21 protein-coding genes and 1 riboswitch are annotated in these 21,659 nt (G+C 70.6%); of the genes, 15 read left to right on the top strand and 6 right to left on the bottom strand.

What is annotated here, in order from left to right:
- Positions 1–96: 96 nt before the first annotated feature.
- Positions 97–1,503, bottom strand: coding sequence for a family 2B encapsulin nanocompartment shell protein (locus tag IH25_RS0116330; RefSeq protein ID WP_030609840.1), 1,407 nt, complete (start codon positions 1,501–1,503; stop codon positions 97–99).
- A 295-nt stretch (positions 1,504–1,798) separates the two neighbouring features.
- Between IH25_RS0116330 and IH25_RS0116325 the strand changes: the two genes are divergently transcribed.
- Together IH25_RS0116325 and IH25_RS0116320 are read left to right on the top strand one after the other, a co-directional pair.
- Positions 1,799–2,392: an N-acetylmuramoyl-L-alanine amidase gene (locus tag IH25_RS0116325; protein WP_030609837.1), complete on the top strand. Its 594-nt coding sequence runs from the start codon at positions 1,799–1,801 to the stop codon at positions 2,390–2,392.
- A 162-nt stretch (positions 2,393–2,554) separates the two neighbouring features.
- Entirely contained in the window at positions 2,555–3,475 is a 921-nt protein-coding gene (locus IH25_RS0116320) for a 1-aminocyclopropane-1-carboxylate deaminase/D-cysteine desulfhydrase (protein ID WP_030609834.1), read from the top strand.
- On the opposite strand, the gene IH25_RS0116315 is transcribed toward IH25_RS0116320, so the two are convergent.
- Positions 3,472–5,055 carry a Na+/H+ antiporter gene (locus IH25_RS0116315; RefSeq protein ID WP_030609831.1) on the bottom strand — a complete coding sequence of 528 codons (1,584 nt, stop codon included), beginning with the start codon at positions 5,053–5,055 and terminating at the stop codon, positions 3,472–3,474. The genes IH25_RS0116320 and IH25_RS0116315 overlap by 4 nt on opposite strands.
- A gap of 61 nt (positions 5,056–5,116) precedes the next feature.
- Here IH25_RS0116315 and IH25_RS0116310 point away from each other — a divergent pair, with 61 nt between their 5' ends.
- The 3 genes from IH25_RS0116310 to IH25_RS0116300 all read left to right on the top strand — a co-directional run bounded on the left by IH25_RS0116310 (position 5,117) and on the right by IH25_RS0116300 (position 7,237).
- A complete protein-coding gene (locus IH25_RS0116310; RefSeq protein WP_030609828.1) occupies positions 5,117–5,377 on the top strand; it encodes a UBP-type zinc finger domain-containing protein in 261 nt (86 codons plus the stop codon).
- A 313-nt stretch (positions 5,378–5,690) separates the two neighbouring features.
- Entirely contained in the window at positions 5,691–6,107 is a 417-nt protein-coding gene (locus IH25_RS0116305) for an ATP-binding protein (protein WP_030609825.1), read from the top strand.
- A 17-nt stretch (positions 6,108–6,124) separates the two neighbouring features.
- Positions 6,125–7,237 (top strand): RNA polymerase sigma factor SigF, encoded by a 1,113-nt coding sequence (locus tag IH25_RS0116300; RefSeq protein WP_209445323.1) that lies wholly within the window; start codon positions 6,125–6,127, stop codon positions 7,235–7,237.
- 92 nt (positions 7,238–7,329) lie between these two features.
- On the opposite strand, the gene IH25_RS0116295 is transcribed toward IH25_RS0116300, so the two are convergent.
- The gene (locus tag IH25_RS0116295) at positions 7,330–7,782 is read right to left on the bottom strand and encodes a hypothetical protein (protein WP_030609819.1); all 453 of its coding nucleotides are present in this window, start codon (positions 7,780–7,782) and stop codon (positions 7,330–7,332) included.
- A 145-nt stretch (positions 7,783–7,927) separates the two neighbouring features.
- Here IH25_RS0116295 and IH25_RS0116290 point away from each other — a divergent pair, with 145 nt between their 5' ends.
- Together IH25_RS0116290 and IH25_RS0116285 are read left to right on the top strand one after the other, a co-directional pair.
- Positions 7,928–8,896, top strand: a complete 969-nt coding sequence (locus IH25_RS0116290) for a diacylglycerol/lipid kinase family protein (protein ID WP_030609816.1) — start codon at positions 7,928–7,930, stop codon at positions 8,894–8,896.
- A gap of 321 nt (positions 8,897–9,217) precedes the next feature.
- Positions 9,218–9,475 carry a WhiB family transcriptional regulator gene (locus tag IH25_RS0116285; RefSeq protein WP_003992873.1) on the top strand — a complete coding sequence of 86 codons (258 nt, stop codon included), beginning with the start codon at positions 9,218–9,220 and terminating at the stop codon, positions 9,473–9,475.
- Positions 9,476–9,744: 269 nt separating this feature from the next.
- Here the strand turns inward: IH25_RS0116285 and IH25_RS0116280 are convergent, their stop codons facing one another.
- A complete protein-coding gene (locus IH25_RS0116280; protein WP_078844271.1) occupies positions 9,745–11,220 on the bottom strand; it encodes a sensor histidine kinase in 1,476 nt (491 codons plus the stop codon).
- A gap of 325 nt (positions 11,221–11,545) precedes the next feature.
- On the bottom strand, positions 11,546–12,178 hold the full coding sequence (locus tag IH25_RS0116275) for a TetR/AcrR family transcriptional regulator (protein ID WP_037655047.1): 633 nt from the start codon (positions 12,176–12,178) through the stop codon (positions 11,546–11,548).
- Positions 12,179–12,271: 93 nt separating this feature from the next.
- Here IH25_RS0116275 and IH25_RS0116270 point away from each other — a divergent pair, with 93 nt between their 5' ends.
- From IH25_RS0116270 to IH25_RS0116235, 8 genes are all read left to right on the top strand, one after another.
- A complete protein-coding gene (locus IH25_RS0116270; protein WP_030609807.1) occupies positions 12,272–13,024 on the top strand; it encodes an SDR family oxidoreductase in 753 nt (250 codons plus the stop codon).
- Positions 13,025–13,134: 110 nt separating this feature from the next.
- Positions 13,135–13,920 carry a glucosamine-6-phosphate deaminase gene (gene nagB, locus IH25_RS0116265; protein ID WP_030609805.1) on the top strand — a complete coding sequence of 262 codons (786 nt, stop codon included), beginning with the start codon at positions 13,135–13,137 and terminating at the stop codon, positions 13,918–13,920.
- 428 nt (positions 13,921–14,348) lie between these two features.
- Positions 14,349–15,110, top strand: coding sequence for a GntR family transcriptional regulator (locus IH25_RS0116260; protein WP_030609802.1), 762 nt, complete (start codon positions 14,349–14,351; stop codon positions 15,108–15,110).
- A gap of 134 nt (positions 15,111–15,244) precedes the next feature.
- Positions 15,245–15,508, top strand: coding sequence for a DUF3311 domain-containing protein (locus tag IH25_RS0116255; RefSeq protein WP_030609799.1), 264 nt, complete (start codon positions 15,245–15,247; stop codon positions 15,506–15,508).
- Entirely contained in the window at positions 15,505–17,133 is a 1,629-nt protein-coding gene (mctP, locus tag IH25_RS0116250; RefSeq protein ID WP_030609796.1) for a monocarboxylate uptake permease MctP, read from the top strand. Before IH25_RS0116255 ends, mctP begins: the two co-directional genes overlap by 4 nt.
- 149 nt (positions 17,134–17,282) lie before the next feature.
- Positions 17,283–17,789 (top strand): GNAT family N-acetyltransferase, encoded by a 507-nt coding sequence (locus IH25_RS0116245; protein ID WP_030609793.1) that lies wholly within the window; start codon positions 17,283–17,285, stop codon positions 17,787–17,789.
- A 52-nt stretch (positions 17,790–17,841) separates the two neighbouring features.
- A riboswitch (cobalamin riboswitch) is annotated at positions 17,842–17,966 on the top strand.
- 121 nt (positions 17,967–18,087) lie between these two features.
- Positions 18,088–20,457, top strand: a complete 2,370-nt coding sequence (locus IH25_RS0116240; protein ID WP_030609790.1) for a ribonucleoside-diphosphate reductase subunit alpha — start codon at positions 18,088–18,090, stop codon at positions 20,455–20,457.
- Positions 20,457–21,467: a ribonucleotide-diphosphate reductase subunit beta gene (locus IH25_RS0116235; RefSeq protein ID WP_030609788.1), complete on the top strand. Its 1,011-nt coding sequence runs from the start codon at positions 20,457–20,459 to the stop codon at positions 21,465–21,467. Before IH25_RS0116240 ends, IH25_RS0116235 begins: the two co-directional genes overlap by 1 nt.
- Here the strand turns inward: IH25_RS0116235 and IH25_RS41660 are convergent.
- On the bottom strand, positions 21,380–21,622 hold the full coding sequence (locus IH25_RS41660) for a hypothetical protein (protein WP_167346026.1): 243 nt from the start codon (positions 21,620–21,622) through the stop codon (positions 21,380–21,382). The genes IH25_RS0116235 and IH25_RS41660 overlap by 88 nt on opposite strands.
- Positions 21,623–21,659: the final 37 nt, after the last annotated feature.

Here is a 21,659-nt window from a genome sequence, read left to right as displayed (position 1 = left end):
GTCCGGGCGGTCCGGTGCCACCGGACCGCCCGGACGCGTTCCCCGAGGGCCTACCCCTTGCGGCGGCCGGGAACACGGCCACTACGTGCGGAAACGTCACCTCCACCGGCCGATCTCGACGTTCTCCAGGACACCGAGCGCGTCGGGCACCAGCACGGCGGCCGAGTAGTAGGCCGTCACCAGGTATTTGATGATGGCCTGCTCGTTGATGCCCATGAACCGCACGGACAGGCTCGGTTCGATCTCGTCCGGGATGCCGGACTGCCGCAGACCGATGACGCCCTGCTCGGACTCGCCGGTACGCATGGCGATGATGGAGGTCGTACGGGCCTCGCTGATCGGGATCTTGTTGCAGGGGTAGATCGGCACCCCGCGCCAGGTGGGGATGCGGTTGCCGCCGATGTCGATGGTCTCCGGGACCAGGCCCCGCTTGTTCAGCTCGCGGCCGAACGCGGCGATCGCGCGCGGGTGGGCCAGGAAGAGCTTGGTGCCCCGGCGGCGGCTGAGCAGCTCGTCCATGTCGTCCGGGCTCGGCGCGCCGTCGTGCGGCTGGATCCGCTGGTCGTACTCGCAGTTGCTGAGCAGGCCGAACTCGGGGTTGTTGACCAGCTCGTGTTCCTGACGCTCCTTCAGCGCCTCGACCGTGAGCCGCAGCTGCTGCTCGGTCTGGTTCATCGGCTGGTTGTAGAGGTCGGCCACGCGCGTGTGAATGCGCAGGACGGTCTGGGCGATGCTCAGTTCGTACTCGCGGGGCCGCGGCTCGTAGTCCACGAAGGTGTGCGGGATGTCGGGCTCGCCGGAGTGGCCGGCCGCCAGCTCGACCTCCTTCTCGCCGTACTTGTTGGTCCGCTGCCGGGGGATCGAGCGCAGCCGTTCGAGGTGGGCGCGCAGCGAGTCGGAGCGCTCGGCGACCTGCTGGAAGTCCTGACGGCCGAGCACCAGCACCGTGGTCGCGGTGTCCGCGCGGACGGTGTACTCCCAGATCGCCTCCGGGTCGAGCAGCGCCTGGTCACCGAAGTAGGCGCCGTCGGCCAGGACCCCGAGGACGGCGTCGTCGCCGTAGGGACCCGTGCCGATCTTCTCCACCCGGCCGTGGGCGAGCAGGTACACCTCGTCGGTCCGGTGGCCGAAGTCGGCGATCACCTCGCCGGGCGCTACTTCGCGCTGGCGGCAGCGCCGGGCCAGTTCCGCCAGCACCTCCTCGTCCGCGTACGACCGCAGGGCCGGCAGCTCGCCCAGTTCGTTCGGGATGACCTCCACCTGGTCACCGGTCTTCACAAAGGTGATACGGCCGTCCCCGACGGCGTAGGTGAGCCGTCGGTTCACCCGGTAGGTGCCGCCCTGGACATCGACCCAGGGAAGCGTGCGCAGCAGCCAGCGGGAGCTGATCTCCTGCATCTGCGGAACGGACTTGGTGGTGGTGGCCAAATTGCGCGCCGCCGCCGTCCCGAGGGACTGCTGCGGCGTGTTCTGATCGGTACGGACCTCTTCGCCTACCGACATAAGGAAACGCCCTCCCATGTATGCCCGGTGCCGCAGTGCACCGGGCACCGGTCTCACGTCCGAGCCTCCCAGCACCGACTGTGTCCGCGCCATTACCCGAAAGAGCGGGAATGGATCATCGGATTAGTGGGCAGAGGAAGGGATTTTGTCCAGGTGTGCATGGCATCCGCCCGCTGTCCGGATCGGCTCGCACACCGTACGAACGATGTGTTCCAGGACGTCCGGTTTAGGTAGAAGCAGGCAGGACGTCCGGCCGGTTCGGTGGCCGGGCGGGCACGGCACGAAGGAGTCGGGCATGGCCCCACCCATGTCGGCGAGCGCATTCCTGGCAGCGCTCCGGGACGAGGGCGTCACGGTCGTCGAGGTCGGCGACTGGCAGGACCACAACCGCAATCACAAGGGCCCCTGGGGGCCTGTCCACGGCGTGATGATCCACCACACGGTGACCCGGGGCAGCGAGCGGACGGTGGACCTGTGCCGCGACGGCTACGCGGACCTGCCGGGCCCGCTGTGCCACGGCGTGATCACCAAGGACGGCCGGGTCCACCTGGTCGGCTACGGCCGTGCCAACCACGCCGGGCTCGGCGACGACGAGGTGCTGCGCGCGGTGATCGCCGAGAAGGGGCTGCCGCCGGACAACGAGGCGAACACCGACGGCAACCGGCACTTCTACGGCTTCGAGTGCGAGAACCTCGGCGACGGGGAGGATCCGTGGCCGGACGAGCAGCTGGAGGCGATCGTGCGGGCCGCCGCGGCGCTGTGCCGCCGTCACGGCTGGACGGAGCGATCGGTCATCGGCCACCTGGAGTGGCAGCCGGGGAAGGTGGATCCGCGAGGGGTCTCGATGCGTTCCCTGAGGGAGCGGGTGCGGGAGCGGCTGAAGGACTAGCGCCGGGGCGCGCCGGCCACGGCCCGCGCTGTGGCCGGTCATGCGGTTCCCCGCGTCGCGCTGTGGCTGGTCATGCGGTTCCCCGCGCGCCCCTGGCCGGTCGCGGTCACCGACCGGCCGACGGCCGTGCCCGGACACCCCACCCCGGGCGACAATGGAGCCGTGACCAGCCCCGGACCGCTCGCCCCGCGCCTCCCCTCGCCCCTCCAGGAAGCGCGGGACCCCCGGTTCGAGCGCCACGGGCTGAGGCTGCTGCTCAAGCGTGACGACCTCATCCACCCGCACCTCGTCGGCAACAAGTGGCGCAAGCTGGTGCCGAACATCGCGGCGGCCGGCGGCCGGCCCCTGGTCACCTTCGGCGGGGCCTACTCCAACCACCTGCGGGCCACCGCCGCAGCGGGCCGGCTGCTCGGCCTGCCCACCACGGGCGTGGTGCGCGGCCAGGAGCTGGCCGGCCGCCCGCTCAACCCGTCCCTGGCCCGCTGCGCGGCCGACGGCATGCGGCTGCACTTCGTCGACCGATCGACCTACCGCTACAAGGCCGAGCCGGAGACCCTGGCCCGGATCCTGCGGGCGGCCGGCGCCGAGGGCGCGTATGTCGTCCCGGAGGGCGGCAGCAACGCCGAGGCGGTGCGGGGCTGCCGGGCGCTGGGCGCGGAACTGCGTGGGCACGCCGAGGTCGTCGCGGTCGCCTGCGGAACCGGCGGCACCCTCGCCGGACTCGCCGCCGGTCTCCCGGCGGACGGGCGCGCGCTCGGCATACCGGTCCTGAAGGGCGACTTCCTGGAGGCCGGCATACAGACCCTGCAGGAACGTGCCTTCGGCGCCCGTACCGGCGTCTGGTCCCTGGACGACCGCTTCCACTTCGGCGGGTACGCCCGTACGACTCCCGAGCTGGAGGCGTTCGCACGCGACTTCGAGCAGCGGCACGCACTGCCGGTGGAACGTCTCTATGTCGCCAAGTTGCTCTACGGACTTGTCGCCCTCGCGGAAGAAGGCGCCTTCGCGCGCGGGAGCACGATCGCCGCCGTCGTCACCGGACGGCCGTTCCCGGAGTCCCCGCCGGCCGCCCCGGAGCGCTAACCGGCCTCCCTGAAGGCCGCCGCCTCCTCCAGGTCCAGGCGCCTGAGCAGGGCGCGCAGCATCTCGTCGTCGATGTAGCGGTGATCGCGGAGCCTGACGAAGACCTCGCGTTCGGCGCTGATCATCTCCCGGGACAGCCGGCGGTAGGTGTCGTCCACGGACTCGCCGGTGACCGGGTTGACCTGGCCGAGCCGTTCCCAGACGGCGTTGCGGCGGCGCTCCAGCACGGTGTGCAGCCGGTCGACGAGCGGCGGCGGCAGGGCGTTGCGCTCGTCGGAGAGCAGGTCGTCGAGCCGGGCCTCGGCGGCCCGCGAGGCCTGTGCCTGGGCGTTGGCCTCGGCGAGGGTCTCGGTCTGCCGGTCGCGGCCGGGGAAGCGCAGCAGCCGGATCAGCGGCGGAAGCGTCACGCCCTGCACGACGAGCGTGCCGATGACGGTGGTGAAGGTCAGGAAGAGGATCAGGTTGCGCGGGCCGTCGGCCATGGTCGACGGGATGGCGAAGGCGATGGCCAGGGAGACGACCCCGCGCATGCCGGCCCACGAGGTGACCATCGCGCCCCGCCAGGTGGGGTTCTCCTCGCGCGCGCGGATGCGCTCCGACAGCAGCCGGGGCAGGAAGGTGGCCGGGTAGACCCAGACGAACCGGGCCACCACGACGACCAGGAAGACGGCGGTCGCGTACCAGGCCGCGGCGGGGCCCTGGTACTCCCCGAGCCGTTTGAGGACGATCGGCAGTTGCAGCCCGATCAGGGCGAAGACCGCGGACTCCAGTACGAAGGCGACCATCTTCCACACCGCTTCCTCCTGGAGCCGGGTGGCGAAGTCGACCTCCCACGCGCGGTGGCCGAGGTAGAGGGCGACGACCACGACGGCGAGCACCCCGGAGGCGTGCGACTGCTCGGCGACCCCGTAGGCGACGAACGGGATCAGCAGCGAGAGCGTGTTCTGCAGCAGCGGCTCCTTCAGGTGGGTGCGCAGCCAGTGCAGGGGTGCCATGAGGACCAGGCCGATCCCGACCCCGCCGACCGCGGCGAGCGCGAACTCGCCGATGCCCCCGGCCCAGGTGGCGCCCTCGCCGACGGCGGCGCCGAGCGCCACCTTGTAGGCGGTGATCGCGGTGGCGTCGTTCAGCAGGGACTCGCCCTGGAGGACGGTGGTGATCCGGGCGGGCAGGCCGACCCGGCGCGCGACCGCCGTGGCGGCCACCGCGTCCGGCGGGGCCACGACCGCGCCGAGCACCAGCGCGGCGGGCAGCGGCAGCCCGGGGACGATCACATAGGCGGCCCAGCCGACTACGACGGTCGCGAAGAGGACGTACCCGACCGAGAGCAGCGCCACCGGCCGCAGTTGCGCGCGCAGGTCCAGGTAGGAGCTGTCGCTCGCCGAGGTGTACAGCAGCGGGGGCAGCAGCAGCGGCAGGACCACGTGCGGGTCGAGGGTGTACGACGGCACGCCGGGGATGTAGGAGACCGCCAGGCCCACCGCGACCAGCAGCAGGGGAGCCGGCGCGGGAGTGCGCCGGGCCGCCCCGGCCACCGCCGCACTGCCCGCCACCAGCAACAGCAGCGGCATCACGTCCAAGGTCCTCGCCCACCCTCTTGTTCCGCGCGGTCATCCGCACACCCGTCGTAATCTGGCAATCATGAAACAGTGCACGCACGCCGACGCGCTGCCGCACCCGGAACCGGAGCCGCTCGCCGCGACCTGCCCGGAGTGCCTGCGGGACGGCACGCACCCGGTACAGCTCCGGCTCTGCCTCACCTGCGGTCACGTCGGCTGCTGCGACTCCTCGCCGGGGCGGCACGCGACGGAGCATCACGCGCGGACGGGTCACCCGGTGATGCGGACCTTCGAGCCCGGCGAGGACTGGCGGTGGTGCTTCGTCGACCACGTGCTCGTCTGACTCACGTACGTTCGACCGGGACTTCTCATCCGACCACGTTCTCGTGTGACACTGCTTGTGGCGGCTTCCGCACGACGGTTCGAGCGTCTGACGTCTGGGTACGTCAATCCGGCGCGCGCTCTTCCCATTTGGGCCCGCCCACCCCCTAGACACGGAGCGTATCCGGAGCTTTACTGTGAGTGACGTCAGGGGGTTGGGGTCCCGGGGGACAGGAACGTTCGGGGCGCGATAGCGTCACCGCTTGAACCACGTACGCGTTACCCCGGGGGGCGACCCTCGGCCCCGTAAAGCTTGTACCACCATGGAGGTGAGGGTGTCCCAGATCGCAGGCGAGCCCGCGGCGAACCAGGACTTCGTGGAAGTCCGGCTGCCGGCTGCGGGTGCCTACCTGTCGGTGCTGCGGACGGCCACGGCCGGTCTGGCGGCTCGCTTGGACTTCACCCTGGACGAGATCGAGGATCTGCGCATCGCCGTGGACGAGGCATGCGCGATCCTGCTCCAGCAAGCCGTGCCCGGCTCGGTGCTCAGCTGTGTCTTCCGTCTGGTCGACGACTCGCTGGAAGTGACGGTGTCGGCCCCGACGACGGACGGCCACGCCCCCTCGCGGGACACCTTCGCCTGGACCGTGCTGTCGGCCCTCGCGGGCAAGGTCTCGTCCGCCGTGGACGAGGACAAGACGGTCTCGATCAGCCTCTACAAACAGCGTGGTGTCGGCCCAGGGCCGGCCTGAGGAACGGGGACGGGCCGGTGCGGGACGAAGAGCGCGGCACACGGGAGCTGCCGACCGGGGACGGGGGTGCCTCCTGGTCGGGTGACGCCGAGACCTCCGGGGCGGACCTCCGGGACAGTTCCCGGCGCATGGCGGACGGCATCGACGGCATCCCCGAGCAGGCCAGGCCGCACCCGGAGGACGGCTCCGCGCGGATCGACGGTGACGGTGCCGGACCGGGCACGCCGTCGACGGCGGGCGACGGCGCCGCGTCCGACGTCCGCGCGGGGGCCAGGGCTCGGGGAAGGGCTACGGGCGGGACGATGAGCGAGCACGGGCGAAACGCCGAGGACGACGCGCCGGACACGGAGGCCGCGCAGGCCGTACAGCACGACGTCCAGGACCGCAGCGGGGCGCGGGCGATGTTCGTCGAGCTGCGCTCGCTGCCCGACGGCAGCCCGCAGTACGCGGAGCTGCGCAACCAGCTCGTCCGCATGCATCTGCCGCTCGTGGAGCACCTGGCGCGCCGCTTCCGCAACCGCGGCGAGCCGCTGGACGACCTCACCCAGGTCGCCACGATCGGTCTGATCAAGTCCGTCGACCGGTTCGATCCCGAGCGCGGGGTGGAGTTCTCCACGTACGCCACCCCGACCGTCGTCGGCGAGATCAAGCGGCACTTCCGGGACAAGGGCTGGGCGGTCCGGGTGCCGCGCCGACTCCAGGAGCTGCGGCTCTCGCTGACCACCGCGACGGCCGAGCTGTCCCAGCTGCACGGCCGGTCGCCGACGGTCCACGAGCTGGCCGAGAAGCTGGCCATCTCGGAGGAGGAGGTCCTGGAGGGCCTGGAGTCGGCGAACGCGTACTCCACGCTGTCCCTGGACGTCCCCGACACCGACGACGAGTCGCCGGCGGTCGCCGACACCCTGGGTGCCGAGGACGAGGCACTGGAGGGGGTGGAGTACCGCGAGTCCCTCAAGCCGCTGCTGGAGGACCTGCCGCCGCGCGAGAAGCGGATCCTGCTGCTGCGCTTCTTCGGGAACATGACCCAGTCGCAGATCGCACAGGAGGTCGGCATCTCCCAGATGCACGTCTCCCGGCTGCTGGCCCGCACGCTGGCCCAGCTGCGGGAGAAGCTCCTCGTGGAGGAGTGACGCGCGCCCGCCCGGAGCGACGCGCCCTCCCCGGGCCGGGCGGACCGGACGAGCCACGCGACCGCGCGGGCGGGCGTCCTGCCCGCCGGGCGCTACTCGGCCCGGCCGGGTCCCTTGATGCCGAGGGCGCGGGTCGTCTCGCCGTTGACGAGGAGGACCAGGGTGGCGATGGCGATCGCGGCGAGGACGATGCCGGCCGGGATGGCCATGCTGTCGGCCTGGAGCAGGCTGTAGGCCACCGGCAGCGCCATGAGCTGGGTGATCACCGCGGGACCCCGGCTCCAGCCGCGCCGCAGCAGCAGCCCGCGCGCGGCGAGCAGCGGCAGCAGCGCGAGCACGATCAGCGTGATGCCGAGGGTCACGGCCTGCTGCCGGTCGTCCGGTTCACCGGTGACCCCGCGGACCAGCACCCACAGGCCGCCGGCCACCAGCGCGGCGCCCTCCAGCGCGGCCAGCACCGCCGCGTACGTCAGCCGGCGCGGACGGGGTTCCTCGGGCGTGGCTGTCCCGGCGGTCTCGGGGGCGGGGTTCTGCTGACTGCTCACCCCTGAAGGGTAGCCGTCGCACCCCGATGGCGGCCGGGCACCCGGGGACGCGTCGGCGGAGCGTGTTCAGGCTCACGCCCCCGCCTCTTACCGGATCCCTACCTCGGGCTGGGCCCGATACCCCCCAGTAGGTACGCTGCCATGCATGCGTGCACTTCTCGTGGTCAATCCGGCGGCTACCACCACAAGCGCACGCAGACGCGATGTGCTCATCCACGCGCTGGCGAGCGAGATGAAGCTGGAGGCGGTCACCACCGAGTACCGCGGCCACGCCCGCGACCTCGGCCGGCAGGCGGCGGAGAGCGACGACATCGACCTGGTGGTGGCGCTCGGCGGCGACGGCACGGTCAACGAGGTCGTCAACGGCCTCCTGCACGCCGGCCCGGACCCCGAACACCTCCCCGGTCTGGCCGTCGTCCCGGGTGGGTCCACGAACGTCTTCGCCCGGGCACTGGGCCTGCCCAACGATCCCGTCGAGGCCACCGGCGCGCTGCTGGACGCGTTGCGCGACGGCACCGAGCGGATCGTCGGCCTCGGTCTGACGTCGGGCCCGCCGGGCACCGAGGACGAGGCGGTGCCGGCCCGCTGGTTCACCTTCAACGCCGGGCTCGGCTTCGACGCGGGCGTGGTCGGCCGGGTCGAGCAGCAGCGCGAGCGCGGGAAGAAGTCGACCCACGCGCTCTACGTCCGGCAGGTGGTCCGGCAGTTCCTGGGCGAGCCGAACCGCCGCAACGGCACGATCACCCTGGAACGGCCCGGCGCGGACCCCGTCGAGGATCTTGTCGTCGCCATAGTCTCGAACACGTCCCCGTGGACGTACCTCGGCAATCGTCCCATGTACACGTCACCCAAGGCGTCGTTCGACACCGGCATCGACGTGCTGGGTCTCAGCCGTCTCTCGACGGCCGCGGTTGCCCGGTATGGCACCCAGTTGCTCACTTCGTCCCCCGAGCGCGGGCCGCACGGCAAGCACGCGGTCTCGCTCCATGATCTGGATCAGTTCACCTTGCATTCGAAGGTGCCGCTGCCCCTTCAGATGGACGGTGACCACCTCGGGCTGCGCACGAGCGTGACGTTCACAGGCGTACGCCGTGCACTGCGTGTGATTGTGTGAGCGGAACGGGCAAAAGTCCTTTCACTCGAACGTTTAGGCCAGGATCCACCCCATGGAAGTACGGCTGTGACCTAGTCGACACCGAGGAATCAAAAAAAACTTCCCGGAAGGGGTTGTATCCGCCGCCGAGGTTTGCGAGTCTCTACGTGGCGATCGGGACGGCCCGCAACACCGGCCTCCACTGATCACCGGAACCCCTCTTCAAACCAAGGACCACGCCGGGTGTGAACTCGGCAGTCGGCCCTTCACTTGTTGAGGGATTCGTGAAAGCGTTCACATTCACAAGCAACCTGCACGTAATACCAAGGAGAGGTAGCAGCCATGGACTGGCGTCACAACGCCGTTTGCCGCGAGGAAGACCCCGAGCTCTTCTTCCCCATCGGCAACACCGGTCCTGCGCTGCTGCAGATCGAGGAAGCCAAGGCCGTCTGCCGTCGCTGCCCGGTGATCGAGCAGTGTCTGCAGTGGGCGCTCGAGTCCGGTCAGGACTCCGGCGTCTGGGGTGGTCTCAGCGAGGACGAGCGCCGCGCCATGAAGCGCCGCGCCGCCCGCAACCGGGCCCGTCAGGCCTCCGCCTGACATACCCACCCCTGCTGACAGCCTGAGCTTGGCGGCGCGCACAGCACGTACGCATCTCCCGCCCCCGAGCCGCAGCGCGCAGTTCCCCCGGAGCGCTTAGCGATAAAGCAGAGCAGCAACGAGCATCAGCCTCGGACCAATGGCGGTCCGGGGCTTTTTGCTGTGCCCGAGCACATCGCGGACGGCGCCTTGGGGCGCCTTCTCCGCTAAGCACCCTGGCGGACAACCGAGTTGCCGCCTCCCCCAAGGCGCCACCGCAACGAAGGCGCCTACTTCTGGGCCCGCACCGGGATGTCGAGGATCACCCGGGTCCCGCGCCCGGACGCCGGCACCATGTCGAAGGATCCGCCCAGCTCACCCTCCACCAGCGTCCGTACGATCTGCAGACCGAGGTTGCCCGAGCGGTGCGGATCGAAGCCCTCGGGCAGGCCGATGCCGTCGTCCTGGACGGTGACCAGCAGCCGGGCCTCCTTGGTGGTGCCCCCGCGCACCGCGGAGACCTCGACCGTGCCGGTGTCGCCCTCGCGGAAGCCGTGTTCCAGGGCGTTCTGCAGGATCTCGGTGAGGACCATGGACAGCGGGGTGGCCACTTCGGCGTCGAGTATGCCGAACCGTCCGGTGCGCCGGCCGGTGACCTTGCCCGGCGAGATCTCGGCCACCATGGCCAGCACCCGGTCCGCGATGTCGTCGAACTCGACCCGCTCGTCCAGGTTCTGCGACAGCGTCTCGTGCACGATCGCGATGGAGCCGACCCGGCGGACCGCCTCCTCCAGCGCCTCCCGGCCGCGCTCGGACTCGATGCGCCGGGCCTGGAGCCGGAGCAGGGCCGCGACCGTCTGGAGGTTGTTCTTCACCCGGTGGTGGATCTCCCGGATGGTGGCGTCCTTGGTGATCAACTCCCGCTCCCGCCGCCGCAGTTCCGTCACGTCCCGGAGCAGCACCAGCGAACCGATGCGGGTGCCCTTGGGCTTGAGCGGGATGGCCCGGAACTGGATGACACCGTCGTGCGCCTCGATCTCGAACTCGCGCGGCGCCCAGCCGCTGGCCACCTTCGCCAGCGCCTCGTCCACGGGGCCCCGGGTGGGGGCGAGTTCGGCGGTGGTCTGCCCGAGGTGGTGGCCGACCAGGTCGGCGGCGAGGCCGAGCCGGTGGTAGGCGGACAGGGCGTTCGGGGAGGCGTACTGGACGACGCCGTCCGCGTCCAGCCGGATCAGGCCGTCACCGACGCGCGGGGAGGCGTCCATGTCGACCTGCTGGCCGGGGAACGGGAAGGAACCGGCGGCGATCATCTGGGCCAGGTCGGAGGCGCTCTGGAGGTAGGTCAGCTCCAGGCGGCTCGGGGTGCGCACGGTGAGCAGATTGGTGTTCCGGGCGATCACGCCGAGGACCCGGCCCTCACGCCGCACCGGGATGGACTCGACCCGTACGGGGACCTCTTCACGCCACTCCGGGTCGCCCTCGCGCACGATCCGGCCCTCGTCCAGCGCCACGTCCAGCATCGGCCGCCGGCCGCGCGGGACCAGGTGGCCGACCATGTCGTCCTGGTAGGAGGTCGGGCCGGTGTTGGGGCGCATCTGGGCGACCGAGACGTACCGGGTGCCGTCCCGGGTGGGCACCCAGAGCACCAGGTCGGCGAAGGAGAGGTCGGAGAGCAGCTGCCACTCCGAGACCAGCAGGTGGAGCCACTCGAGGTCGGAGTCGTCCAGGGCGGTGTGCTGGCGTACGAGTTCGTTCATGGAGGGCACGTGTGCGAGCGTACCCGGGGCCTGACGGTGGCCGGAAAAACACCCGCGGGCCGCGGCGCCTGGAAGGGACCCTCAACCCTCCCGGCACCGCAGCCCGGAGCATCAACGGCCGTGGGGTGTGCGGTCCCGGTCGGCCGAAGGTCGAGGAGCCGGAGCAGTCAGGGCAGAGAGCACCGGATCCTCGGTCCGTCCTCCTGTGCGGGGAAGACGGAGGCTTGTTGTTGTTCGATTCTGGACTAGACCACGTCGGCGTGTCCATGGTGCGGAAGCGTCCGCGCCGTGACAGGCACCGCCCCGCGATGCCACGCAGCCTAGCCCGCCCGGGTCAGTCGTGGGGCCAGATGGCCATGGCAATTTCCGCGAGTGCTTCCAGTTCCTCCCGGCGTGCGCCGTCCCGGGCCTGCTGGGACATGCCCTGGATCACGGCGCCGGTGTGCCGGGCGAGGGCGGCGGCGTCGGTGCCGGCCGGCAGCAGCCCGGCCGCGATGTCCGCCCGGATCCGGGCTTCGATACCGGCGATGTTGGCGTTGCGCCGGTCCCGCAGCAACGCCTCGACCTCGGGGTTGGTGCAGTTGATGGCGGCGTGGATGATCATGCAGCCCTGCGGGTGGGACCGGTCGGTGTACTCGGCGGCGGCCTCGCGGAGCATGCGGGCGATGCCCTCGCGGGCCGTGGGTTCCTCTTCCAGGGCGCGCGCGCCGAAGGCGCCGTGGGTGCCGCTGTAGACGCGGACGACCTCGTCGAAGAGGGACTGTTTGTCGCCGAAGGCCGCGTACAGACTGGGGGCGCCGATGCCCATGACGCGGGTCAGGTCGGAGACCGAGGTGGCCTCGTACCCGTGTTGCCAGAAGGCCAGCAGCGCCTTCTCCAGTGCCGTGGCGCGGTCGAAGGAGCGCGGCCTGCCCCGCGTCCGGCCCGCGCCGCCGCTCTTCCCCTGTGTGTCCTGCCCGGTGGCCATGGGCACCATTTTATAGCGACCCCTAGAAAATTGTCGGCAGGGTGGTGTACGGTCTTTCTGTAGCGACCGTTAGACAAATCAGAGGGGGCGGCCATGGGCGCGCTGACAGGGAAGACGGCACTGGTCACGGGTGCGAGCCGGGGCATCGGGCGGGGCATCGCCGAGCGGCTGGGGCGCGACGGCGCCCGCGTGGCGGTGCACTACGGCACCAACGAGAAGGCGGCCGAGGAGACGGTGGCCGCGATCGAGGCGGCGGGCGGCTCCGCGTTCGCGATCGGGGTGGAGCTGGGCACCCCGGGGGACGCCGAGCGGCTGTGGGCGGAGTTCGACCGTCACGCGGACGGCGTGGACATCCTGGTGAACAACGCGGGCATCGGCACCGCGCGGTCCTTCGAGGAGATCGGGCAGGAGGAGTACGACCGGCTGTTCGCGGTGAACGCGAAGGCGCCGTTCTTCGTGACCCGGCTCGGCGTGGACCGGCTGCGCGACGGCGGTCGGGTGGTGAACATATCGTCCGGCCTGGCGCGGACCGCCGTGATGCCCCACCTCCTGGCCTACTCCATGACCAAGGCGGCGCTGGACGTCCTCACCCGGGACCTGTCCAAGGTGCTCGGCCCCCGCGGGATCACGGTGAACTCGGTGGCGCCCGGCATCATCGACACCGACAACACCGCGGAGTTCCTGCACGGCACGGAGGACGGCCAGGCCCAGGCCGCCGCGATCTCCGCGCTGGGACGGGTGGGAACGCCGGCCGACGTCGCGGACGTCGTGGCCTTCCTGGCCTCGGACGACGGCCGCTGGGTGACCGGTCACTGGCTGGACGCGACGGGGGGCTCCCTCACCTGAGAATTTCCCGGGTCTTCCCCGCTTCTTCCCGCGCTCTCGAACGGGGGCTCTGTTAGATTGGTCTAAACCACATAGACGCACAGAGCCCACTTCAGAACGGCAGGCCCAGCGTGGAAGTTGTCATCGTTCCGGACGCCGCGGCGGGCGGCGAGCTCATCGCCGAGGCCATGGCGCAGCTGCTGCGACGCAAGCCCGACGCCCTGCTCGGCGTGGCCACCGGCTCCACCCCGCTGCCCATCTACCAGGCGCTGACCGCCAAGGTGCGCTCCGGCGCCGTGGACGCCTCCCGGGCGCGGATCGCGCAGCTCGACGAGTATGTGGGGCTGCCCGCGGACCACCCCGAGTCCTACCGCTCGGTGCTGCGCCGTGAGGTGCTGGAGCCGCTGGGCATAGGGATGGACGCGTTCATGGGTCCGGACGGCACGGCGCAGGACGTCCAGGCGGCGTGCGAGGCGTACGACCGGGCCCTCGCCGAGGCCGGCGGGGTGGACCTCCAGCTGCTCGGCATCGGCACCGACGGACACATCGGGTTCAACGAGCCGTGCTCCTCGCTCGCCTCGCGCACCCGGATCAAGACGCTGACCGAGCAGACCCGGGTCGACAACGCCCGTTTCTTCGACGGTGACATCGAGCAGGTCCCGCACCACGTCATCACCCAGGGCATCGGGACGATCCTGGAGGCCCGGCACCTGGTGCTGCTGGCGACGGGCGAGGGCAAGGCGGACGCGGTCGCCGCGACGGTCGAGGGCCCGGTGGCGGCGGTCTGCCCCGCCTCCGCGCTCCAGCTCCACCCCCACGCCACGGTGGTGGTCGACGAGGCCGCCGCGTCCAAGCTGAAGCTGGCCGACTACTTCCGCCACACCTACGCCAACAAGCCGCAGTGGCAGGGCCTCTGACGAAGCCCGCCGAGGGCGCCGGCGCCACCGACGGCGGGCCTCGGCACCGGCGGGGGTGACGGAGGCCCACCGCTCCGGCGGCGGTCACGATGGCTCGCCGCTTCGGCGAGGGGTGACGGAGGCCCACCGCTCCGGCGGCGGTCACGATGGCTCGCCGCTTCGGCGAGGGGTGACGGCGGCTCGCCGCACCGGCGGCGGTCACGGCGGCTCGCCGCTCCGCGGAGGCTGCCCGCCCCGGGCCCTCGGCTTGTGCTCTCCCCGGCCCGCTCACCCGCCCGATGGACTAGACCAACAGCGGGTGCGGCGGTATACAGAGGGGATCACGGAGCGTGCGGGTGGAGTGCCGGCACAGCAACCCGTGCCACGATGTGAGCCGTGGCCGATGGGATGTCGGTCGCTTTCGGCATTCGGAGCCGGGAAGGCAGAGCATGAGCACCGACGTCAGCAGTGCGGAGAACGAGGCAGGCACCACCCGTACCGCGCGCGTGCCCAAGTACTACCGCTTGAAGAAGCACCTGCTCGACATGACGGAGACGCAGGCGCCGGGTACGCCGGTCCCGCCCGAGCGCACGCTGGCCGCCGAGTTCGACACCTCCCGCACCACGGTGCGCCAGGCCCTGCAGGAGCTGGTCGTGGAGGGCCGGCTCGAACGCATCCAGGGCAAGGGCACCTTCGTGGCCAAGCCCAAGGTCTCCCAGGCGCTCCAGCTCACCTCCTACACCGAGGACATGCGGGCCCAGGGCCTGGAGCCGACCTCGCAGCTGCTGGACATCGGGTACATCACCGCCGACGACCGGCTCGCCGAGCTGCTCGACATCACCGCCGGGGGCCGGGTGCTGCGCATCGAGCGGCTGCGCATGGCCAACGGCGAGCCGATGGCGATCGAGACCACCCATCTGTCGGCCAAGCGCTTCCCCGCCCTGCGGCGCTCGCTGGTGAAGTACACCTCGCTGTACACCGCGCTCGCCGAGGTCTACGACGTCCACCTCGCCGAGGCCGAGGAGACCATCGAGACCTCCCTGGCCACCCCCCGCGAGGCCGGTCTGCTCGGCACCGACGTGGGCCTGCCGATGCTGATGCTCTCCCGCCACTCGCTGGACCGCGAGGGCAAGCCGGTGGAGTGGGTGCGCTCGGTCTACCGCGGGGACCGCTACAAGTTCGTCGCCCGGTTGAAGCGCCCGGTGGAGTAACGGCCGGATAACGGCTGGACACGTTCGCCGAATCGGCATACCGATATGCGGACGAGGGCTTCCGCTGTCCTGACGCGGTCACCTAGATTTCCTGCTCATTGCACAGGTGATCAGCGAGGGGACGGAGCCGTGGCATGTCCGAAACGCCTGAAGTGAGACCACCGGTGGTGACACCGGGCAGGGTGATCATCGCCCTGTGTCTCGTCGCGCCCTTCGTGGCGATGCTGTGGGTCGGCTCGTACGCCAAGACCGACCCGGCGCTCATCGGGATACCGTTCTTCTACTGGTACCAGATGCTCTGGGTGCCGATCTCCGCCGCGCTCACCATGCTGGCGTACAAGCTCTGGCAGCGTGACCAGCGCGCCCGCAAGGAAGCGAGCGGGGGTGCGGCGAAGTGAAGGACGGCGTCAACGGCGTCGCGCTCGGCGTCTTCATCTTCTTCTTCCTGGCCGTCACGGTCCTGGGCTTCATGGCCGCGCGCTGGCGCAGGGCCGAGAACGAGCACTCCCTGGACGAATGGGGCCTGGGCGGACGGTCCTTCGGCACCTGGATCACCTGGTTCCTGCTCGGCGGCGACCTGTACACGGCGTACACCTTCGTCGCCGTACCGGCGGCGGTCTACGCGGCGGGCGCGTCCGGCTTCTTCGCGGTGCCGTACACGATCCTGATGTACCCGCTGATCTTCACCTTCCTGCCCCGCCTGTGGTCGGTCTCGCACCGCCACGGATACGTCACCACCTCCGACTTCGTGCGCGGCCGGTTCGGTTCCAAGGGCCTGTCGCTGGCGGTGGCGCTGACCGGCATCCTGGCGACGATGCCGTACATCGCGCTCCAGCTGGTCGGCATCCAGGCGGTGCTGGACGTGATGGGCGTCGGCGGCGGCGAGAACACCAACTGGTTCGTCAAGGACCTGCCCCTGCTCATCGCCTTCGGCGTGCTGGCCGCCTACACGTACTCCTCCGGTCTGCGCGCCCCCGCGCTGATCGCGTTCGTCAAGGACACGCTGATCTACATCGTCATCGCGGTGGCGATCATCTACATCCCGATCAAGCTGGGCGGCTTCGACGACGTCTTCGCCAAGGCGGGCCAGGCCCTCGGCCAGGTCAACCCGGCCACCGGCAAACCACGCGGGGCGGTCACGCCACCGGAGGCGGGCCAGTGGACGTATGCCACGCTGGCGGTCGGCTCGGCGCTCGCGCTGTTCATGTACCCGCACTCGATCACCGCGACCCTGTCGTCCCGCAGCCGTGAGGTGATCCGCCGCAACACCACGATCCTGCCGCTGTACTCCCTGATGCTGGGTCTGCTGGCGCTGCTGGGCTTCATGGCGATCGCGGCCGGGGTGAAGGTCTCCAACGGCCAGCTGGCCATCCCGCAGCTGTTCGAGGACATGTTCCCGGACTGGTTCACCGGCGTGGCGTTCGCGGCGATCGGCATCGGCGCCCTGGTCCCGGCGGCGATCATGTCCATCGCGGCGGCCAACCTCTTCACCCGCAACATCTACAAGGACTTCATCAAGCCGGACGCGACGCCCGCGGAGGAGACCAAGGTCTCCAAGCTGGTGTCCCTGCTGGTGAAGGTCGGCGCCCTGGTCTTCGTCCTCACCATGGACAAGACCGTCGCCATCAACTTCCAGTTGCTGGGCGGCATCTGGATCATGCAGACCTTCCCGGCCCTGGTCGGCGGCCTGTTCACCCGCTGGTTCCACCGCTGGGCGCTGCTGGCCGGCTGGGCGGTCGGCATGGTCTACGGCACGGCCGCCGCGTACGGGGTGGCCTCGCCCACGCAGAAGCACTTCGGCGGCTCCGCGAAGGAGATCCCCGGCATCGGCGAGATCGGTTACATCGGCCTGACGGCGTTCGTGCTGAACGTCGTGGTCACCGTGGTCCTGACGGTCGTCCTGAAGGCCCTGAAGGCCCCCGAGGGAATCGACGAGACCAAGCCGGACGACTACACGGCGGACTCCGGCGACCCCGACGTCCAGGTGGAACTGCCGCCGGCCACCGCGGGCAGCGCGCACTGACCCACGCGACATCCGCAGCGGGCCGCCGACAGCAGACGCGTCGGCGGCCCGCTGCCTTCGCCGGTCCGGGCGGGTGACGAGCGGCCCTCCGCGACGGGCCCCGGGAAAACCCACGGCGCCTTGTCGTACCCGTACCGCACACTCGGCCCATGGACATCGTCATCCGGCCCGCCGCCCCTGCCGAGTACGCCGCCCTCGGCGAGATCACCGCCCAGGCCTACCTCGAAGACGGCCTCCTGGACTTCGGCGAGAGCGACGCGTACCTGGACGAGCTGAGGGACGTCGCCAAACGCGCCGCCGCCGCCGAGGTCCTCGTCGCCGTGGCGGACGACCGGCCGCTCGGCGGCGTCACCTTCGTCCCGTCCGGCGGCCCCATGGCGGACATCGCCCGTCCCGGCGAGGCGGAGATCCGCATGCTCGCGGTGGACCACGCGGCCCGCGGCCGGGGCACCGGCGAGGCGCTCGTCCGGGCCTGCGTCGAGCGCGCGAGGGCCACGGCGGGCTGCACGGCCATCGTCCTGTCCACCCAGCGCACCATGCACACCGCCCACCGCATCTACGAACGTCTGGGCTTCGTGCGCACTCCGGAACGGGACTGGAATCCCGTACCGGAGCTGGACGACATCACGCTGCTCACTTACGAGTTGACACTCTGACACCACCCGGACACAACATCTGGGGGTGACACGACAGCCCGGCACAAGATGTATGCTCATGCTCGCTGTCGTCGCAGGGGAATCCGGTGCGAATCCGGAACTGTCCCGCAACGGTGTACTTGTGCGTATCCGCGTACGAGCGTCAGTCCGAGGACCTGCCGACAGCGCACCCGGCCGTCCGGCCGGTGTGCCCGACGTCCGGGCCTCGTGGAGTGGGCCGGCGGACGCGACGCCGTGCGCGCTCGTGGTCGCCCCCTGCCCTCCGCCAGGCCCCGTGCCGAGCGAGGGAGACCCCCACGTGACCATCGCGCCAGCCGACCCGGCTTCGGTCAGCGGACCGGAGACCGACGGCCCCGGTACCGCGCTGCTGCGGACGCTGTCCGAGCTGACGGCCGACCTGCCCGACGCCGACCCCGGGCGGGTCGCCGCCGCCGCGCTGCGCGGCCGGTCCGCGCGGGCCGACGAGGCGGAGCTGCGCGAGCTGGCCACGGAGGCCGCCGCCGGCCTGATCGCCGAGGACCCCGCCTACTCCAAGCTGGCCGCCCGGCTGCTGACCCTCGCGATCCGGGCCGAGGCCGCCTCCCAGGGCGTGACCTCCTTCACCTGGTCGATCGAGGTGGGTCACCGTGAGGGCCTGGTCGCCGACCGCACCGCCGCGTTCGTGCGCACCCACGCCGGCCGGCTGGACGCGCTGGTGGACTCGGCCGTGGCGGAGGGCGCCGACGACCGCTTCGGCTACTTCGGCCTGCGCACCCTGCACAGCCGCTATCTGCTGCGCCACCCGATCACCCGCAAGGTCATCGAGACGCCCCAGCACTTCATGCTGCGCGTCGCGAGCGGCCTGGCCGAGGACGACACGACCCGCTCCCTGGACGAGGTCGCCTCGCTCTACGGCCTGATGAGCCGCCTGGACTACCTGCCCTCCTCCCCCACCCTGTTCAACTCCGGCACCCGCCACCCCCAGATGTCGTCCTGCTATCTGCTGGACTCCCCGCTGGACGAGCTGGACTCCATCTACGGCCGCTACCACCAGGTCGCCCGGCTCTCGAAGCACGCCGGCGGCATCGGGCTGTCGTACTCCCGCATCCGCTCGCGCGGTTCGCTGATCCGGGGGACGAACGGGCACTCCAACGGGATCGTGCCGTTCCTGAAGACCCTGGACGCCTCGGTCGCCGCCGTGAACCAGGGCGGGCGCCGCAAGGGCGCCGCCGCGGTCTACCTGGAGACCTGGCACTCCGACATCGAGGAGTTCCTGGAGCTGCGGGACAACACGGGTGAGGACGCCCGCCGTACGCACAACCTGAACCTCGCCCACTGGATCCCGGACGAGTTCATGCGCCGGGTCAACGCCGACGCCCAGTGGTCCCTGTTCTCCCCCGCCGACGTTCCCGAACTCGTCGACCTGTGGGGCGAGGACTTCGACACCGCCTACCGCGAGGCGGAAGCCGCCGGCCTGGCCAGGAAGACCCTCCCCGCGCGGGAACTGTACGGCCGGATGATGCGCACCCTGGCCCAGACCGGCAACGGCTGGATGACCTTCAAGGACGCCGCCAACCGCACCGCCAACCAGACCGCCGAGCCCGGCAACGTCATCCACTCCTCCAACCTCTGCACCGAGATCCTGGAGGTCACCAACGACGGCGAGACGGCCGTCTGCAACCTCGGCTCGGTCAACCTCGGCGCCTTCGTCCGGGACGGGGACATCGACTGGGACCGCCTGGACGCCACCGTCCGCACCGCAGTCACCTTCCTCGACCGCGTGGTGGACATCAACTTCTACCCCACCGAACAGGCGGGGCGTTCCAACGCCAAGTGGCGGCCGGTCGGCCTCGGGGTGATGGGCCTCCAGGACGTCTTCTTCAAGCTCCGCCTGCCGTTCGACTCGGCCGGGGCCAAGGCGCTGTCCACGCGGATCGCCGAGCGGATCATGCTCGCCGCGTACGAGACCTCCGCCGACCTCGCCGAGCGCAACGGCCCGCTGCCCGCCTGGGAGAAGACCCGTACGGCCCGGGGTGTGCTGCACCCCGACCACTACGACGCCGAGTTCACCTGGCCCGAGCGCTGGGCCGCGCTGCGCGCGCGCATCGCCGAGACGGGCATGCGCAACTCGCTGCTGCTGGCGATCGCGCCGACGGCCACCATCGCGTCGATCGCCGGTGTGTACGAGTGCGTCGAGCCGCAGGTGTCGAACCTGTTCAAGCGCGAGACCCTCTCCGGCGAGTTCCTCCAGGTCAACTCCTACCTGGTGCAGGACCTGAAGGACCTCGGCGTCTGGGACGCCCGCACCCGCGAGGCGCTGCGCGAGGCCAACGGCTCGGTGCAGGACTTCCGGTGGATCCCCGAGGACGTCCGCGCCCTGTACCGCACGGCCTGGGAGATCCCCCAGCGCGGCCTGATCGACATGGCCGCCGCCCGCACCCCGTTCCTGGACCAGGCGCAGTCGCTGAACCTGTTCATGGAGACACCGACCATCGGCAAGCTCTCCTCCATGTACGCCTACGCCTGGAAGTCCGGGCTGAAGACGACGTACTACCTGCGCTCGCGCCCCGCGACGCGCATCGCCCGCGCCGCCCAGGCGCAGCCCGCCGTCCCCGCACAGGTCGCCGCGGACCCCGAAGCGGTCGCCTGTTCCCTGGAAAACCCCGAGTCCTGCGAGGCCTGCCAGTAATGTCCCGTAACACCAACCTGCTCGACCCCGGCTTCGAGCTCACCCTGCGCCCCATGCGCTACCCGGACTTCTACGAACGCTACCGGGACGCCATCAAGAACACCTGGACCGTGGAGGAGGTCGACCTCCACTCCGACGTCGCCGACCTCGCCAAGCTCACCCCCGAGGAACAGCACCTCATCGGCCGGCTCGTCGCCTTCTTCGCGACCGGTGACTCGATCGTCGCGAACAACCTGGTGCTGACGCTGTACAAGCACATCAACTCCCCGGAGGCGCGCCTGTACTTGTCGCGCCAGCTGTTCGAGGAGGCCGTGCACGTCCAGTTCTATCTGACGCTGCTGGACACCTACCTCCCCGACCCGGAGGACAGGGCGGCGGCCTTCGCCGCGGTGGAGAACATCCCGTCCATCCGCGAGAAGGCGCAGTTCTGCTTCACGTGGATGGACTCGGTCGAGAAGCTCGACCGGCTGGAGTCCAAGGCCGACCGCCGCCGCTTCCTGCTCAACCTCATCTGCTTCGCCGCGTGCATCGAGGGCCTGTTCTTCTACGGCGCCTTCGCGTACGTCTACTGGTTCCGCAGCCGGGGTCTGCTGCACGGTCTGGCCACCGGCACCAACTGGGTCTTCCGCGACGAGACGATGCACATGTCGTTCGCCTTCGACGTGGTCGACACCGTCCGCAAGGAGGAGCCCGACCTCTTCGACGACCAGCTTCAGCAGCAGGTCACCGACATGCTCAAGGAGGCCGTCGAGGCCGAGCTGCAGTTCGCGCGCGACCTGTGCGGTGACGGCCTCCCGGGCATGAACACCGACTCGATGCGGCAGTACCTGGAGTGCGTGGCCGACCAGCGGCTGACGCGCCTCGGCTTCGCCCCGGTGTACGGCTCCGAGAACCCCTTCTCCTTCATGGAGCTCCAGGGCGTTCAGGAGCTGACGAACTTCTTCGAGCGCCGCCCCTCCGCGTACCAGGTCGCCGTCGAGGGCACCGTCGACCTCGACGAGGACTTCTGATCCCGCTCCCCGTCCAGGGCCTCCTGGGCCTCCCTGATCTGCCGGTCGATGCGCCTGTCGCGCAGGTGCCCGAGCAGGGAGGGGAGGGCCAGGAGGACCAGGATCCCGAGGGTCAGTCCGATTCCGATCAGGCCTTCGATCTCGTTCTCGTTCATGGACACCACTGTCGCGCCGGTGACTCCTGACCGGCAG

This window comes from Streptomyces achromogenes subsp. achromogenes, assembly GCF_000720835.1.
In the GTDB taxonomy this organism is placed as follows: domain Bacteria; phylum Actinomycetota; class Actinomycetes; order Streptomycetales; family Streptomycetaceae; genus Streptomyces; species Streptomyces achromogenes.
This window is presented reverse-complemented; position numbering and strand designations above follow the sequence as displayed.

Coding starts and splice junctions, on each gene's coding strand:
- IH25_RS0116330 (WP_030609840.1), bottom strand. CDS start 1,503: ATGTCGGTAGGCGAAGAGGTCCGTACCGATCAGAACACGCCGCAGCAG.
- IH25_RS0116325 (WP_030609837.1), top strand. CDS start 1,799: ATGGCCCCACCCATGTCGGCGAGCGCATTCCTGGCAGCGCTCCGGGAC.
- IH25_RS0116310 (WP_030609828.1), top strand. CDS start 5,117: ATGAAACAGTGCACGCACGCCGACGCGCTGCCGCACCCGGAACCGGAG.
- IH25_RS0116290 (WP_030609816.1), top strand. CDS start 7,928: ATGCGTGCACTTCTCGTGGTCAATCCGGCGGCTACCACCACAAGCGCA.
- IH25_RS0116285 (WP_003992873.1), top strand. CDS start 9,218: ATGGACTGGCGTCACAACGCCGTTTGCCGCGAGGAAGACCCCGAGCTC.
- IH25_RS0116275 (WP_037655047.1), bottom strand. CDS start 12,178: ATGGCCACCGGGCAGGACACACAGGGGAAGAGCGGCGGCGCGGGCCGG.
- IH25_RS0116270 (WP_030609807.1), top strand. CDS start 12,272: ATGGGCGCGCTGACAGGGAAGACGGCACTGGTCACGGGTGCGAGCCGG.
- IH25_RS0116260 (WP_030609802.1), top strand. CDS start 14,349: ATGAGCACCGACGTCAGCAGTGCGGAGAACGAGGCAGGCACCACCCGT.
- IH25_RS0116255 (WP_030609799.1), top strand. CDS start 15,245: ATGTCCGAAACGCCTGAAGTGAGACCACCGGTGGTGACACCGGGCAGG.
- IH25_RS0116245 (WP_030609793.1), top strand. CDS start 17,283: ATGGACATCGTCATCCGGCCCGCCGCCCCTGCCGAGTACGCCGCCCTC.
- IH25_RS0116235 (WP_030609788.1), top strand. CDS start 20,457: ATGTCCCGTAACACCAACCTGCTCGACCCCGGCTTCGAGCTCACCCTG.
- IH25_RS41660 (WP_167346026.1), bottom strand. CDS start 21,622: ATGAACGAGAACGAGATCGAAGGCCTGATCGGAATCGGACTGACCCTC.